14 protein-coding genes are annotated in these 14734 nt (G+C 73.6%); 7 read left to right on the top strand and 7 right to left on the bottom strand.

All coding sequences use genetic code 11. From position 1 onward, the window contains the following. Positions 1–1064: DEAD/DEAH box helicase (locus E1266_RS27410; protein WP_132051826.1), on the bottom strand; the 1064-nt coding region annotated here is incomplete at its 3' end. A 310-nt stretch (positions 1065–1374) separates the two neighbouring features. Between E1266_RS27410 and E1266_RS27415 the strand changes: the two genes are divergently transcribed. Beyond that, complete coding sequence (locus E1266_RS27415) at positions 1375–2145, top strand: nuclease-related domain-containing protein (RefSeq protein ID WP_132051828.1); 771 nt, start codon at positions 1375–1377, stop codon at positions 2143–2145. 44 nt (positions 2146–2189) lie between these two features. Here the strand turns inward: E1266_RS27415 and E1266_RS27420 are convergent, their stop codons facing one another. Together E1266_RS27420 and E1266_RS27425 are read right to left on the bottom strand one after the other, a co-directional pair. Then, positions 2190–2597: a hypothetical protein gene (locus tag E1266_RS27420; protein ID WP_132051858.1), complete on the bottom strand. Its 408-nt coding sequence runs from the start codon at positions 2595–2597 to the stop codon at positions 2190–2192. 118 nt (positions 2598–2715) lie between these two features. Further along, complete coding sequence (locus tag E1266_RS27425) at positions 2716–3081, bottom strand: hypothetical protein (RefSeq protein ID WP_165966231.1); 366 nt, start codon at positions 3079–3081, stop codon at positions 2716–2718. 67 nt (positions 3082–3148) lie between these two features. On the opposite strand from E1266_RS27425, the gene E1266_RS27430 reads away from it, so the two are divergent. After that, on the top strand, positions 3149–3871 hold the full coding sequence (locus E1266_RS27430; RefSeq protein WP_132051830.1) for a histidine phosphatase family protein: 723 nt from the start codon (positions 3149–3151) through the stop codon (positions 3869–3871). A gap of 31 nt (positions 3872–3902) precedes the next feature. Here the strand turns inward: E1266_RS27430 and E1266_RS27435 are convergent, their stop codons facing one another. After that, positions 3903–5381, bottom strand: coding sequence for a GAF domain-containing protein (locus E1266_RS27435; protein ID WP_132051840.1), 1479 nt, complete (start codon positions 5379–5381; stop codon positions 3903–3905). 617 nt (positions 5382–5998) lie between these two features. On the opposite strand from E1266_RS27435, the gene E1266_RS27440 reads away from it, so the two are divergent. The 4 genes from E1266_RS27440 to E1266_RS27455 all read left to right on the top strand — a co-directional run bounded on the left by E1266_RS27440 (position 5999) and on the right by E1266_RS27455 (position 10289). Next, complete coding sequence (locus tag E1266_RS27440) at positions 5999–6562, top strand: hypothetical protein (protein WP_132051842.1); 564 nt, start codon at positions 5999–6001, stop codon at positions 6560–6562. Positions 6563–6643: 81 nt separating this feature from the next. Then, positions 6644–7747, top strand: coding sequence for a beta-eliminating lyase-related protein (locus E1266_RS27445; RefSeq protein WP_132051844.1), 1104 nt, complete (start codon positions 6644–6646; stop codon positions 7745–7747). Between the two features lie 102 nt (positions 7748–7849). Continuing rightward, positions 7850–9037, top strand: a complete 1188-nt coding sequence (locus tag E1266_RS27450; RefSeq protein ID WP_132051846.1) for a lipid-transfer protein — start codon at positions 7850–7852, stop codon at positions 9035–9037. A 364-nt stretch (positions 9038–9401) separates the two neighbouring features. Then, on the top strand, positions 9402–10289 hold the full coding sequence (locus E1266_RS27455; RefSeq protein WP_132051848.1) for an oxygenase MpaB family protein: 888 nt from the start codon (positions 9402–9404) through the stop codon (positions 10287–10289). A 9-nt stretch (positions 10290–10298) separates the two neighbouring features. On the opposite strand, the gene cqsA is transcribed toward E1266_RS27455, so the two are convergent. After that, positions 10299–11468, bottom strand: coding sequence for an alpha-hydroxyketone-type quorum-sensing autoinducer synthase (cqsA, locus tag E1266_RS27460; protein ID WP_132051850.1), 1170 nt, complete (start codon positions 11466–11468; stop codon positions 10299–10301). A 182-nt stretch (positions 11469–11650) separates the two neighbouring features. On the opposite strand from cqsA, the gene E1266_RS27465 reads away from it, so the two are divergent. Next, positions 11651–12670, top strand: coding sequence for a lysylphosphatidylglycerol synthase domain-containing protein (locus tag E1266_RS27465; protein ID WP_165966232.1), 1020 nt, complete (start codon positions 11651–11653; stop codon positions 12668–12670). A gap of 3 nt (positions 12671–12673) precedes the next feature. On the opposite strand, the gene E1266_RS27470 is transcribed toward E1266_RS27465, so the two are convergent. Continuing rightward, a complete protein-coding gene (locus E1266_RS27470) occupies positions 12674–13486 on the bottom strand; it encodes an amidohydrolase family protein (RefSeq protein ID WP_132051854.1) in 813 nt (270 codons plus the stop codon). A 144-nt stretch (positions 13487–13630) separates the two neighbouring features. Continuing rightward, on the bottom strand, positions 13631–14464 hold the full coding sequence (locus tag E1266_RS27475; RefSeq protein ID WP_132051856.1) for an SGNH/GDSL hydrolase family protein: 834 nt from the start codon (positions 14462–14464) through the stop codon (positions 13631–13633). Between the last annotated feature and the right edge of the window lie 270 nt (positions 14465–14734).

Consider the following 14734-nt stretch of genomic DNA (forward strand, 5'->3'; position numbering starts at 1 on the left):
CGCTCGTGCTCGGCCTCGGTCCAGCAGCGGTACACGGCCCCGGGGGCCTCGCGTCCGGCGCGTCCCGCCCGCTGGGCGGCGGTGGCGCGGGACGCGCGGACGGTCGTCAGGGCGCCGAGGCCGCGGGCGTGGTCGGTGCGCGGCTCGCGGGCGAGGCCGGCGTCCACCACGGCGCGGACCCCCGGGACGGTGAGGCTCGACTCGGCGACGGAGGTGGCGAGGACGACGCGGCGGCGCCCGGACGGGGCGAGGACCGCGTCCTGCACCGCCGGCGGCGCCTGCCCGTGCACCTGCAGTATCTCGGCCGGGGCGCCGCCGAGCATGCCCGCGACGCGGGCGATCTCCCCGGCACCGGGCAGGAAGCACAGGACGTCGCCGTCCCGCTCGGCCAGGGCGCGGCGCACCGTCGCGGCGACGTGCCCGAGGAGCGCCGGGTCGACCCGCATGCCGTGGGGCGGCGCGACCGGGCGCGGCGGCGGCGCCCAGACCGTCTCGACGGGGTGGAGCGCGGCCGGGGTCTCCACCACGGGGGCGTCCCCGAGGAGGCGCGCCCACGGGCCGGTGTCGGCGGTGGCGGACGCGGCGACCAGGCGCAGGTCGGGGCGCAGTGCCGCGCGGACGTCCAGGAGGAACGCGAGGGCGGTGTCGGCGTCCAGGTGCCGCTCATGGCACTCGTCCAGGATGACCGTGCCGACGTCGGCGAGCTCCGGGTCGGACTGGAGGCGCTGCAGGACGACGCCGGTCGTGACGACGTCGACGCGCGTGCCGGGGCGGCTCTCGCCGCGGACGGTGAGGCCGACCCGTCCGCCGACCCGCTCGCCGAGGAGCCACGCCATCCGGCGGGCGGCGGCGCGGGCGGCGAGGCGGCGCGGTTCCAGGACGAGGACCTTCCCCGCCCCGGGCCGGCCGCCGAGGGCGAGCCCGGCGAGCGCGAGCGGGACCAGGGTCGTCTTCCCGGTGCCGGGCGGCGCCGCCAGCACGGCCGCGCCGCGGTCGTCCAGTGCCGCGCGCAGGGCCGGGACGGCGTCCCGGACGGGGAGGCCCTCGGCGTCGCTGATGTGCATCCGACAAGTGTGCCCGCACCGGGGCGCACGGTGCGTTCGGTGATCGCCCGTGCCGGAAATGCGACCGAAATGAAAAAGGCTCCGAGCGTTGCGATGGAAGTTGCACTGCGCCTTTCAGCCATTCACAGAGGCCATGTCGGAGTTCTCCCCGGGAATCGCCGGTCCAACCGCCGGAGAACAGCAGGTAGGCAATGCTCCCCGTACCGTCACTTGCTTTTGCGTTTGATGAACGTCACCTTGCAAAGTATGGCGACAATGCCGTCCCCATCCCCATAATGAAGCCGTCGTCGCAGGGTGCTGGGAGGGTCTCATGATCGGCAGCTCCATCTACCTGAGGGACCGGGCCGCGTTCACCGGCGGTTCGCCCCAGGCGGTATACGAGGACCTCTGGCAGCGCGGCCGAAAGGGCCGACTGCGGACCCGCGCAATTCTGGCGGGGGCGACGCTCATACTGTGCGGACTGCTCGTGAACGCCGTTTTCGGAATCCTGATGGCGGTTCTGGTGGCGTCCGCGGACGCGTACGTCCATTGGCGCGTTTACCACGCGTCCAGCGTGTGGCGCCGCGGGCTGCGCGGCGAGCAGCGGATGAACCGGGTGCTGCGCTACACCCTGGAACGGCGCGGCCACCGCGTGCTGCACGAGCGGACGGTCCCCGGGCACGGGCAGGCCGACCAGCTGGTGTTCGGGCCGGGCGGCGTGTGGCTGGTGCACAACGAGGCGTGGCAGCCGGACGCGGAGATCTCCCAGCACGGCGGCCGGCTGTTCATCGACGGCCGGACCCAGTCCGCGCTGGTCCGCGGGCTGACCGCGCGCGCCGACGCCGCCGCCGAGCTGATCTCGCAGGTCGCGGAGGTGCCGGTGAAGGTGACGCCGGTGCTGGCCGTGCACGGCGGCAAGATCGTCAAGTCGCCCTTCGCCGCCGACGGGATCGTGTTCGCGCCGCCGCTGAAGCTGGTCCGCTGGATGAGCCGCAACCCTGCCGCCGACCACTCCTCCGACGAGGTCGAGGCGATCACCAGGGCCGCGGTGCACGCGCTCCCCATCGGCGGGCGCATCACGCCCCCGGCGGCCGCCGCGTGATCACCCCGCGCCCCGTGCGCACCGGACACCTGTGGCCGGAGGGCTCACACGCCGCCGCCCGCAGGGCGCCCACCGCCCGTTTCGGGCCCGCCACCTGTGCGGGCGGTGCGGCGCAACCACAGCAGGCCCACGATCGGGAGCACCAGCGGGACGAACCCGTAGCCGCGCCCGTAGGCGGACCAGACGGTCTCGTCGGGGAACGCCGCGGAGTCGGCGAGGCTGAGCGTCCCCACGATCAGCACGCCCGCCAGTTCCGTGGCGCAGGCGGCGACGGCGACCCGGAACGACGTCCGGCCGCCGCGGGCCAGCGCGACCGTCGCCACGACGTAGACGGCCGCGGCGAACGCCGACAGGGCGTAGGCGAGCGGCGCGTCCGCGAACCTGGTGGCGATCTGCACACCCGCGCGCGCACCCGCCGCCAGCGCGAAGATCCCGTAGACGGCGACCAGCACCCGTCCCGGCCCGCCGGCGGTGCCGGGACGGGCGGCGCCGCCCGTGCGGGCGCCGGCGCCGGCGCGGGCGCCGCCGCCCGCACGGGCCCCTCCCTGCCGCTCATCGGGCCGCTCGGGGTCAGCCACCGGTCCCGCTCCACAGCTGGTCCAGCCGGACGATCATGACGGCGACGCCGAGGCCGGCGATGACGATCACGCCGGAGCCCCACCGGGTGCGCTCCAGCAAACCCCATCCGGCGCCCGCGAGCGGGATGAGCAGGCTGGCGAGCAGGTAGCCGACGAAGGTCGCCGAGCTCGCGGGGCCCTCGTCCCCGCCCAGCTTGACGAACCCGACGACGGCCTGCGCCACCAGCAGGACCTCCAGCACGCCGAGCGAGATCAGCTGCCCCAGGTCCATCGCCCGGTTGCGCAGCGCCGCCACCAGCGCGTAGCCGGCGGCGAGCACCGCCGCCACGATGATCACTACGGTGAGGCCGTCTGTCACGGCACGAGAGTACTACCGCGCGTAGAGCACGGCCGAACCGCGCCCGCCGCTCCAGGGGCATGGCAGCATGGCGGGCGTGGACGCGCTGCATTGGCTGACCATGACCCGGCACGGCGAGAGCACGGGCAACCTCGCGTACAAGGCCGTGGCGGGCACCGACGCGGAGGAGGCCGGCATCCCCGAGCGGGACGCCGACATCCCCCTGTCGGACGCCGGCCGCGCCCAGGCGGCGGCGTTCGGCCGCTGGCTCGCCGCCCTCCCCGAGGACGAGCGCCCGACGCTGGTCGTCTCCTCCCCCTACCTGCGCGCCCTCGACACCGCGAAGATCGCGCTCGCCCAGACGTCCTACGCCGCCCCGCAGGACCCGGAAGGGCTGCGGCCGAAGGTGGACGAGCGGCTCCGCGACCGCGAGCAGGGCGTCCTGCAGGGCCTCACCGGCGCCGGGGTCGAGCGCCGGTTCCCGGCGGAGGCCGAGCGGCTGCGGCACCTCGGCAAGTTCTACTACCGGCCGCCCGGCGGGGAGTCGTGGGCCGACCTGGCGCTGCGGCTGCGCAGCTTCTACCGCGACCTGGAGGCCGCGGCCCCCGGCGGGCGGGTGCTGGTCGTCACGCACGACGCGATCGTGGTGATGACCCGCTACCTGGTGGAGGAGCTGACCGAGCAAGAGATCATGGCGATCGAGAAGGAGTCGATCGGCAACGCCTCGGTGACCCGGTGGCGGCGGAACGGCGCGCGGCTGGAGGCCGTGTGCTACAACGACTGCGCCCACCTGGCCGGCGAGGGCGCCTGACCCCTTCGCGGCGCCCGGGGACCGCCGGTCCTCACGCCTCGCCGGCGAGGAGCCGCTCGCGGCGCGAGGCGACCGCGGCCAGCCGCGGATCGCCCGGCGGCAGGACGTCGCGGAGCCGCTCCAGCACCTCCAGGTCGGCGCGGCCGGGCTCGGTCTGGGCGTAGGTCCACAGCGCGTCGGCGCCGCCCCGGTCGAGCGCCAGCCGCCGCACCCGCACCGCCAGCTCGTCGCGTTCGGCGCGGACGGCGGGCGCGTCGGAGCGGGGCAGCAGCTCGCCGGTGTACAGGCGCACGGCCCCGGCGGCGTCGCCCTCGTCCAGCATCCGCCGCACCGTGAGGAAGTCGGCCTCGACCGCGCACCCGAGCCGGTAGGGGCGGGCCCGCACGATGCCGCCGAACTGCTGGCGGAGCCGGTGGATCTCGGGCCGGACCGACGCGGGGCTGCCGTCCTCGCCGTACAGGCACAGCGCGAGCCCGTCCCCGGTCAGCCCCCTGGGGTGGAGGGCGAGCGCGGCGAGGATCTCGGCGTGCCGCAGCGCCGGCGGGACCGGCCGCCCGTCCAGGTGCGCCTGCGGGCGGCCCTCGCCGAGGAACGACAGCGTCAGCAGCGGTCCCTCGCCGGCGGGGAACCGCGCCGCGACGTCCCCGGCCGGCGATCCGCCGAGGGACGGCGGTCGGGTGCCGGGCCGCCCGTGCTCCACCGACGGGCGCAGCAGGAACGCCTCGCCGAGCGGTTCGGCGAGGGCGGTGCGGCCGTCGGGCAGCGTGAGCGCCTTCCCCGGCTCGGGGACGCCGACGCGCCGCCCCCGCCAGCTCTCCGGGTACCGGCCGGCCGGGGCGGCGAGGATCCGGCCGGTGGCGGTGACGAGCACGCCCGCGTCCCGCGCCCCCCGCACGTGCGGCAGGAGCCGCTCGCGCAGCCGCTCGTCCCGCTGCCGCATCTCGTTCTCCAGCCGCGACTCGGCGAGCCGCGCGGCGGCGGCGACCAGCGCGACCGTCGCCGGATGCAGGGCCCGCGCGGTCGCGCTGACGTCGATGCAGCCGACCACCCGTCCCGAGTCGGGGTCGGTGATCGGGGCGCCGGCGCACGACCAGCGGTGCAGGACGTGCGCGACGTGCTCGGAGGCGTACACGTACTCGGGCCGCCCGGACGCCAGCGCGGTGCCGATGCCGTTGGTGCCGACGGCGTCCTCCGACCACCGGAACCCCTCGGTCAGCCCGATCGCGTCGGCGTCGCGGCGCGCGGCGGGCGGGCCCTGCCGCCACAGCACGTGCCCCGCGGCGTCGGTGATCACCATGAGGTGCTCGGTCTCGTCGGCGACGCGCCGCAGCAGCCCCTCCAGCATCGGCAGGTGCCGTTCGAGGGGGTGCGCGCTGCGCGCGTCGGCGAGCACGTCCCGGTCGTACACCAGCGGCGCGGCCTGCACCGCCGCGTCCACGCCGGCGTCCCGGGAGCGCCGCCACGACTCGGCGATCGGCGGCCGCACGGCCACCGGCTTCCGCACCACCATGGGTCAACCCTTTTCGTTCTCGACGGGACCGCACGGACGGCTCTCCACGGACCGTTCCCGGCGTACGGGGCACTCGCGACCTCGCCGGAAGGTGCACGGTTCGATCCCCTCCCCGGCCGATCCCCGGCCCGTCCGAGGATCGGTGAACGGCAAGGGACGGCGCAACCGATTCCGGGTATCTCGCCAACCCGAATCAACCACGGTGCGTGACCGAATCGTCGCAACGTGCATGCAACCTCGGGATGCGTACCGTGGCCCGCGCCGGTAGCCGACGGGCCCGCCTGTGGGTTCCGCCGTTCCGCGCGCATCCGGGGGGAAGGCGTGCGGGACGGCGGGCCGCCGGCCTCACGGGGAGGACGAACGAAGCATGCTCTGCCTGACCTGTCACCGCGTCCGCCCGGCATTGAGCCGGGCCGACTACACGGCCGAACGAGCCTGGCTCATCGTGCGGCGGGGCCTGTGCACGTGCAGCGGGCCGCCCCCGCACGGGACGCGCCCGGCGGTCGTCCGAAAACACGCGCGGACCGCCCGATAAACGCCCTGGTTTACGCAATGTTCAGGTGCTTTTCGCCTAGAGTTTAGGGAGGCTTATCCGAGCGGTTCCTGGAGGGAGCGCCATGACCGTGATCCCGGGTCTCGTCCGCCGCGCCGCCGCCGAGGCGGAGCGCCAGCTGCGCGGGGGCGCCGGCGTCCTCGCCAGACTCGGGCGGGATCTGGAACGGTCGGCGGAGGCGTGGCGGCAGCTGCCCGCCCACCTCGAGCGCGTCACGCTCCTGGAGCAGGCCGTCCGGGACCAGGACGCCGAAGTGCGCGCGCTGCGCGCCGAGCTCGACTCGCTGGTCGGCCAGCTCAACGACCGGCTGCTCCCCCGGATCGACGAGCGGATGGACGACAACGAGCGCGACGTGGCGGCCGTCGCGACCAGCCTGATCCGCACCGGCCGCGACAGCGCCGTGCACGGCACCCGGCTCACGGCGGCCGAGCGCCGCATCGGCGACCTCCGCACCAGGATCGCGCAACTGGAGCAGCGGACCGGCCTCTGGCGCGACCTCCAGGCCACGATGGCCCGGTTCGGCGACGACCTCGACGCGATGCGCGCCCGGATGGCCCTTCGCCCCGCCGATCCCCCGGCCGACGCCGCGCCCGCCCCGGTGCAGAACATCACCGACCGCCCGGCCTGACCCGCTCCGGGAAAACCGCCGTCCGCAATTGGCGCGGAGTGCGCGGGAATTGCGGGCGCGGGCATCCGCGAGAATGGACGCATGACGATTCCGCCGGCCGAGCCCCCCACGAATGGTCCCCCCTCCGCGGCGCACGGCGGCGGCGCCCGCCGTCCCGCCGGGCGCACGTTCGCCAGCGACAACCAGGCGAGCGTCCACCCGGAGGTCCTCGCCGCGCTGGCCGCCTGCAACGACGGCCACCAGCCCGCCTACGGCGACGACGACGTCACCGCGCGGCTCCGCGAGGTCGTCCGGCGGCACTTCGGCGACCGGGCCGAGGTGTACCCGGTCTTCAACGGGACGGGCGCCAACGTGGTGTCGCTGCAGGCGATGTCGGAGCGGTGGAGTTCGGTCATCTGCGCGGACTCGGCGCACATCAACACCGACGAGTGCGGCGCCGCCGAGAAGGTCGCGGGCCTGAAACTGGTCACGGCGCCGGCACCGGACGGAAAGCTGACGCCCGCGCGGGTCGAGGAGCTCGCGACCGGCCTCGACAACGTCCAGCGGCGCCGGCCCGCCGTCGTGTCGATCACCCAGAGCACCGAGCTGGGCACCGTCTACACCGCGGCGGAGACCGCGGCGATCGCGGCGGCGGCGCACGAGCGCGGTCTCTCGGTGCACATGGACGGCGCGCGCGTCGCCAACGCCGCCGCGTCCCTCGGCCTCCCGCTGCGGGCCCTCACCACCGACGCGGGCGTGGACGTCCTGTCCTTCGGCGGCACCAAGAACGGGCTGCTGCTCGGCGAGGCGGTGGTCGTGCTGAACCCGGACGCGGCGCGCGGGCTGGCGTACCTGCGCAAGTCGAGCATGCAGCTGGCGTCCAAGATGCGGTACGTGTCCGCGCAGCTCGTCGCGCTGCTGGACGGCGACCTGTGGCTGCGCAACGCCGCCCACGCCAACGCCATGGCCGCCCGCCTCGCCGGCGCCGCCCGCGCCGTCCCGGGGGTGGAGATCACCCAGGCCGTGGAGGCGAACGCGGTGTTCGCCGTCCTCCCGAAGGACGCCGCCGAGCGGCTCCGCAAGCGGTTCCCGTTCTACACGTGGGACGAGCGGGCCGGCGAGGTCCGCTGGGTGTGCTCCTTCGACACCACCGAGGCCGACGTCGACGCGTTCGCCGCCGCGCTCGCGGGCGAGATGACCGGCTGACCCGGCGGCGCGGCGTACCGGCGACCGGGAGGGGGCGGCGCCGGGACGCCCCGCGGGTCTATCGTGTGTACCGAACCTGATTCGGTACAGGAGGCGAGCCTGATGGCCAACCGCACCTTCGTCGTAGGCGTCGGCATGACCAAGTTCGAGAAGCCGGGCTCCCGCGATTGGGAGTACCCCGACATGGCCAAGGAGGCCGTCGGCAACGCCCTGCAGGACGCCGGCGTCGACTACGACAAGATCGAGATGGCCTACGCCGGATCGATGTACGGATCGATGGGCCAGCGCGCCCTCTACGAGACCGGAATGACCGGCATCCCCGTGATGACCGTCCAGAACGCCTGTGCGACCGGGTCGAGCGCCCTGTTCCTCGCCCGCCAGGCCGTCCGCGGCGGCCTCGCCGACTGCGCGCTCGCCCTCGGCATGGAGAAGATGAAGAAGGGCTCCCTCGGCGCCGGCATGGAGGGCTCGAAGGTCACCATCATCGACCACCACCTCACCTCCATGACCGCGGGCCGCCAGTGGGAGATGGACAAGGCCCCCATGCCGCAGATGTTCGGCAACGCGGGCCGCGAGCACATGGAGAAGTACGGCTCCACGCCCGAGCACTACGCCTGGATCGGCTGGAAGAACCACAAGCACTCCACCAACAACCCCTACGCGCAGTTCCAGACCGAGTACACCCTCGACGACGTCAAGAACGCGCCGATGATCTTCGACCCGCTGACCAAGCTGCAGTGCTCCCCCACCTCCGACGGCGCCGCCGCGGCCCTCGTCGTCAGCGAACGCTTCCTCGACGAGCACGACCTGTGGGACCAGGCCATCGAGATCGCCGGCCACCACATCTCCACCGACACCCCCGAGAGCTTCGCCGACAACTCCTCCATCCAGGTCGTCGGCTTCGGCGTCTCCCAGCGCGCCGCCCGCACCGCCATGGAGCAGGCGCAGGTCTCCATCGACGACGTCGACGTCATCGAACTCCACGACTGCTTCAGCGCCAACGAGCTCATCACCTACGAAGCCCTCGGCATGGCCGAGGTCGGCGAAGGCCACAAGCTCATCGACGACGAGGCCACCACCTACGGCGGCAAGTGGGTCGTCAACCCCTCCGGCGGCCTCATCTCCAAGGGCCACCCCCTCGGCGCCACCGGCCTCGCCCAGTGCGCCGAACTGACCTGGCAGCTCCGCGGCAAGGCTGACGACCGCCAGGTCGAAGGCGCCCGCGTCGCCCTCCAGCACAACATCGGCCTGGGAAGTGCGTGCGCGGTGGCGGTTTATAAGCAGTGCTAGCTGTGCTCGCCCAGGGGGGCGACCCCCTGGAACCCCCGTTGCGCACGGGGAGCCGTTTCCCGATCCGCTCCGCGTCTCGTGAAACGGCTCCCCGTGCGGCGGGTCGTGCGACCTCCGGCGCCTTGGGCGCCTCCGGCCGCACGACCCGTGGGGTGATCATGCGGGTAGGTGGTGTTCTGCTGGTCCCACTCCCAAGCCTGGGGGGACCTCACGTCACCGGATGCGGGTCCGTCGCACGGCTGTTGGAGGCGTCCCGGGCCCGTGGGTGACCAGAAGGTCCAGTGGCGGCTAGACGTGTGACAAATCTTGACTCTTGTCTCATTGGCGTTAGCCTGGCGGTAGGTGGTCGCTGCCAGGAGGTGTGATGCCGGTCTTGTCGTCGCCGTCCACGGTGGTCAGCGGGGCTCCGCTCGGGCCGGGGTCGCTGCTGTGGCGGTACGCCGCCGACATGCGGTCGCTGCTGCCGGGGGCGGCCGCCGGCCTCATGCAGCTCATGCATCCCGGCATCGGCGCCGGCGTCTCGGAGCACTCCGCGTTCTTCGACGCGCCGTTCGAGCGGATCCACCGGTCCGTCCCCCAGATCTGGGCGACGATCCTCGCGCCGGACGGCGCCGACCGGGCCCGCGGCATCCGCGACCTGCACCGCGCCATCGGCGGTGTCGACGAGCACGCCCGCCGCTACCACGCCCTGGAGCCCGAGACGTTCTGGTGGGCGCACGCAACGTTCACGTGGGAGATCTTCAAGGCCGCCGAGACCTTCCATCCCGGGACGCTGACCGCCGAGGACCACGAGCAGATGTACGCCGAGACCGTCACCTGGTACTCGCGCTACGGGGTCAGCATGCGTCCCGTCCCCGCCGACTACGCGTCGTTCCAGTCGAAGTTCTGGCACGTCTGCACCAAGCGGCTCGAACTCACCCCGGCCGCCGCGCGCGCCCTGGAGATCGCGAAGCACGGGTCGGACAGCATCACGATCCTGCCCGTGGGCGGCCCCCGCCTCGACCGCGCGGGGCGCCTGGTCATCGAGCGCCCGCTGCGCCTGCTCACCTTCGGGTGCCTGCCGACGATCGTCCGGCAGCGCTTCGACATTCCCTGGACGCCGCTCGACCACGCCCAGTTCGCCGCCCTGGCCATGGCCAACCGGCAGGGGTACCGCATGATGCCGGCCGGCATCAACCACTGGGCGCTGCGCAGGATGCTCCGCTACATCGGCGCCCACACCCGCCACGAGCGGTACCAGCCCGCGGCGTGAGCGCGGTTCTCAGCCCGCGGGAGCCGCGGCCTGCTCGCCCAGCCGCGGGCGGAGCGCCTGGCAGGCCGTGAGGATCCGCTTGACGTCGTCGTCGGTCAGGCCCGCGTGGGCGGACAGGCGGACGAGCGTGCGCCCCACCGACGCCGTGGGCGGGAACAGCGCCGCGCTGAAGATGTCGCGGGCCACCAGCGCGTCGCGCATCAGGGTCGCGTCGGCCTCCGAGCCCGTCTCCAGCGCGATGATCTGCGTGTCGGACTCGACGAGCCCGTAGCCGAGACCCGCCAGCCCGTCCCGCAGGCGGCGCGTGACGGCGCGCAGCCGGTCCCGGCGGCGCCATTCGTCCCGGACGACCCGCAGCGCGGCGGACAGGCCCGCCACGTCGTGCGGCAGCAGCGTCGAGCTGAACACGGCCGGGAGCGCGGTGTGGGTGAAGTAGTCCGCGAAACCCGGGCGGTCGCAGGCGATCAGCCCGGCGCGTCCCGGCAGCGCCTTGGCCAGGCTCGCGGTGCGGAAGTCGACGCGGCCCGTCAGCCCCAGCGCGGCGACCAGGCCCTCGCCGCGGGAGCCGTGCGTGCCGAGCGAGTGGGACTCGTCCACCACGAGGAGGCAGTCGTACTCCTCGGCGATCTCCACAAGGCCCGGCAGCGGGCACACCGAGCCGTCGGTGCTGTAGACGGCGTCCACGGCGATCACTCCGGAGCCGCCCACCTCGACGCGGCGGCGCAGGTGGCCGAGGTCGTTGTGGCGGAAGTGGGCGAGTTCCGCGCCCGCCGTCCGCGCGCCCTCCCACAGCGACATGTGGGCGAGGGCGTCCAGGTAGACGGGGACGTCCGGACCCGCGACGACCTGCATGAGCCCCGTGTTGGCCGCCCAGCCCGACGAGCACAGCACGCCCGCCCGCGCCCCCAGGTGCCGCGCGAACTCCGCGCCGAGGATCATCTGCGGGTGGTCGTCGGGCAGGCAGGGGCCGGGCACCGGGGCCGCCGCGCCGTCGGCCGTTCGCAGGCTGGCGATCATGGCTTCGGTGATCGCCGGATGCTCGGCGAGGTCGAGGTAGTCGCTACAGGTCAGCACGATCGTCCGGCTGCCGGGGGCCTTGGCGGTGGACGGACGGCGCCCGCTCCTGGTGCCCCGGAAGCGGCTGATGCGTTCGCCCAGCCGCTGGTGAGCGCTGGTCATGGTCGTCACTCTCCCCCGTCATCCGATCGTCACGTGCTGTAGCGGTCCCTGATCATAGTGTGAAAAGGATCTAAGGGAAGTACCAAAGCCCGCAGGTCACGCGAGAAACTCCGCACCGCGTGTTCGCGCGCCGTCCGCCCTCCGGCCGCATAATCGCCGGCGAGTCGGCCAATCATCTAGGTGTGGAGACGATCGCCGCCGGCGCTGACTCCGCGGCGTCCGCCGGACTCCCCGGTACCGGTGGAGAAGCCGCGCCCCTCCCGCCCGTCCGCCGGATCCGCCGGCTGGCCGCCGCCGCGCTGGTGATCGCCGCCGGCACCGCGCTGCTCGCGACGACCGGCCCGGCGCGCCCGGCCCTGGCCGCCGCCGGCGAGATGCGGTGGGCATATCTGCCCGCGCTGGTCCTGCTCTGCATCCTGCACTTCGGCTGCTCCGCGGTCGCGCTGCGCGCCGCGTCCGGGCGGCCGATCCCGCTGTACCGGACCACGCTGGCGCAGTTCACGGCCGCGGCGGCCAACCGCGTGACGCCGGGCGGCCTCGGCGCCGCGGCCGTCAACACCCGCTACCTCGTCTGCCGCGGGCTGCCGCTCCCGCGGGCCGCGGTCGTCGTCGCCGTGGTGCAGGTGGCGGGCGTCCCCGCCGACCTGCTCCTGCTGTGCGCGGTCGTCGGCTCCGGCGGCGGGGACGGCCGGATCGTGGACGCGCTCGGCCGGCACGCCGCGGCGGTCGCCGGCAGCGTCCCGCCCGTCCCGCTGGCCATCGCCGCGGGGGTGCTGCTGGCGGCGGCGGTGCCGTGCGGGCGCCGCGCGGCGCGCTCGGCGGCGGCCGGACGGGCCGTCGAGGGCCTCACCGACCTGTGCCGCCGCCCGCGCGCCCTGCTGGTGGTGCTGGCCGGGTCCGCGGCGACCACGTTCACGCTCGGCCTGGCGTTCGCGCTGAGCGTCCTCGCTGTGCCCGGGACGGCCGCGGGCCCGTCCGACCTCCTCGTGCTCGTGGCCGCCTACCTGGTGGCGGCCGCGGCGGGCTCGGCGGTGCCGGCCCCGGGCGGGATCGGCTCCACCGAGGCGGCCCTCGTCGCGGCCCTGATCGCCCTGGGGATCACCGCCGGACCGGCCCTGCACGCCGTGCTGCTGTTCCGGGCCGTCACCTTCTGGGCGCCGGTCCCGCTGGGCCTGCTGGCCTTCCGGACGCTGCGCCGGTGATCCTCAGAGGTGGAAGACGCGCTTGGCGTTGCCCGACAGGAACGCCTTCTTCGCCTCGTCGGAGAGGCCGAGGTCGTCCAGGCCCTTGAGCGCACGCTCCGCCGTCATCATGGGGTAGTTCGTGCCGAACATGACCTTGTGCTGCCTGTCCTGGGTCATGTACCGGACGAGCTCCGGCGGATACCTCCGGACGGTGTACGCGGACGTGTCGATGTAGACGTTCGGGTGCTTCCGGCACACCGCGACCATTTCCTCCGTCCACGGGTAGCCGATGTGCCCGCCGATGATGACGAGTTCCGGGAAGTCGAGTGCGACCTGGTCGATGTAGGGGATCGGCCGTCCCGTCTCGCTCGGGCGCAGCGGCCCCGTGTGCCCGACCTGCGTGCAGAAGGGGATGCCTAGCTCCACGCATTCGGCGAACAGCGGATAGAAGCGCCTGTCGGTGGGCGGCAGCTCCCAGAGCCACGGCACCACGCGCAGGCCGCGGAACCCCAGTTCGCGGACGCACCGCCGCAGCTCCCGCACGGCGTCCATGGGCTTGCGGATGTCGACCGAGGCGATGCCCAGCAGGCGCCCCGGCGGGGCCTGCTCGACGAACGAGGCGACCTCGTCGTTGCTCACCAGCGCGCCCTCGGGTCCGTACCAGGCGCTGATGAGACCGACGTCCACGCCGCCGGCGTCCATGGCGCCGACCGTCACGTCGATCGGCACCTCCTGCTCCGGAGGCTTCTGCCCGGTCCACCGCCACAGCGAATCCAGCATCTCGTGCTGCAGGAACCGCACCGTGCCGTGCTGCATCCACGCGTCGATCACCATGGTTACCTCCCACCCGGCCGCGCCGCGGCCCCCCGGTGACGCGATGTCACTAGAACGTGCTTCGGTCCCCATTTCTACGCGAAGCGGGCCCCGGTCACATCCCCTTGGGGACGGTGACCGGGGCCCGCGCGGCGCGGACCTCCGTCAGCCGGCGCTCCTGGCGGAGCTCTCGGCCTTCAGCGCGGTCTTCGCGGACGCGTTGAAGGCGGGCAGGTAGCCGAGCCGGTGGCCCCGGGCGGTCGGGTGGTAGGACGACTCGATCGGGAGCGTCACCGCGTTGAGCCAGTCGTCGCCGGAGCACAGCTCGTGGCCGGCGAACTCGTCCCGGACGTCGGACCAGGTGAACCCGGCGCGGTCCGCGGCCTGGCGGGTCACCCCGGCCAGCGTGTCGGCGGCGCTGTTGAGGGCGGTGCGCTTGGCGTTGCCCAGCCCCACGCACCAGTCGACGATCGTGTAGAGGCGCGGGTACCCGAGCACCACCACGCGCGCCGAGGGCGCCCTGGACCGGATCTGCGCGTACAGCGAGTCGAGGCGTCCCGGCAGGGTGTCCCGCATGTAGCTCTCGGCCTGCGCGACCCTGTTCTGGCAGGTCGAGGTCGACTGCAGGACGCACGTCTGCATCACGTTGCTGAAGCCGGCGTCGTTGCCGCCGACCGTGATGCTCACGAGCGTCGTGGACGAGCTGAGCGCACCGAGCTGCCCGCTGGAGACGGACGAGGTCGTCGCCCCCGAGCAGGCGGCGAACCGGTACGAGTCCGTCGCGTTCGCCGCCGCCCACAGGTTCGGGTAGGCGTTGGCACTGCGCTTGCATGACCCGCTGTCCGGGTCGTAGTTTCCGGCCCCCGTGCCGGACGAGTAGGAATCCCCGAGTGCGACGTAGTTGGTCGCGGCCGCCGAGGCGGGCGCGGACCAGACGATGGAACCGGCTGCGATGGTGAGCGCGCCGAAAACGGCGAGACAGGGGCGGGAGAGGCGCATCTGCACTCCGGAGCGAGGAAACGAAAAATGTCCCCCGGCTTATACCCTCGCCGTCATTCCCTCAAGCTCCGGCCCTGATCAACAACATTTGTCATGATTCGTCGCAAAAATCCGCGACACTCACCAATTGAAGATTGTCAAGGCCCAATACTCGCCGCCATTAATCCCAGAATCCCGCCAGCCCCAGAAACCCCAGATGACTCTTATCCCACCCGTTCCCCAATTTCCCCACCGCCCCGGCGGGCGCGACCACCCCTCGGGGACTTCTAC

It is taken from the genome of Actinomadura sp. 7K534 (assembly GCF_004348575.1).
GTDB lineage: Bacteria > Actinomycetota > Actinomycetes > Streptosporangiales > Streptosporangiaceae > Spirillospora > Spirillospora livida.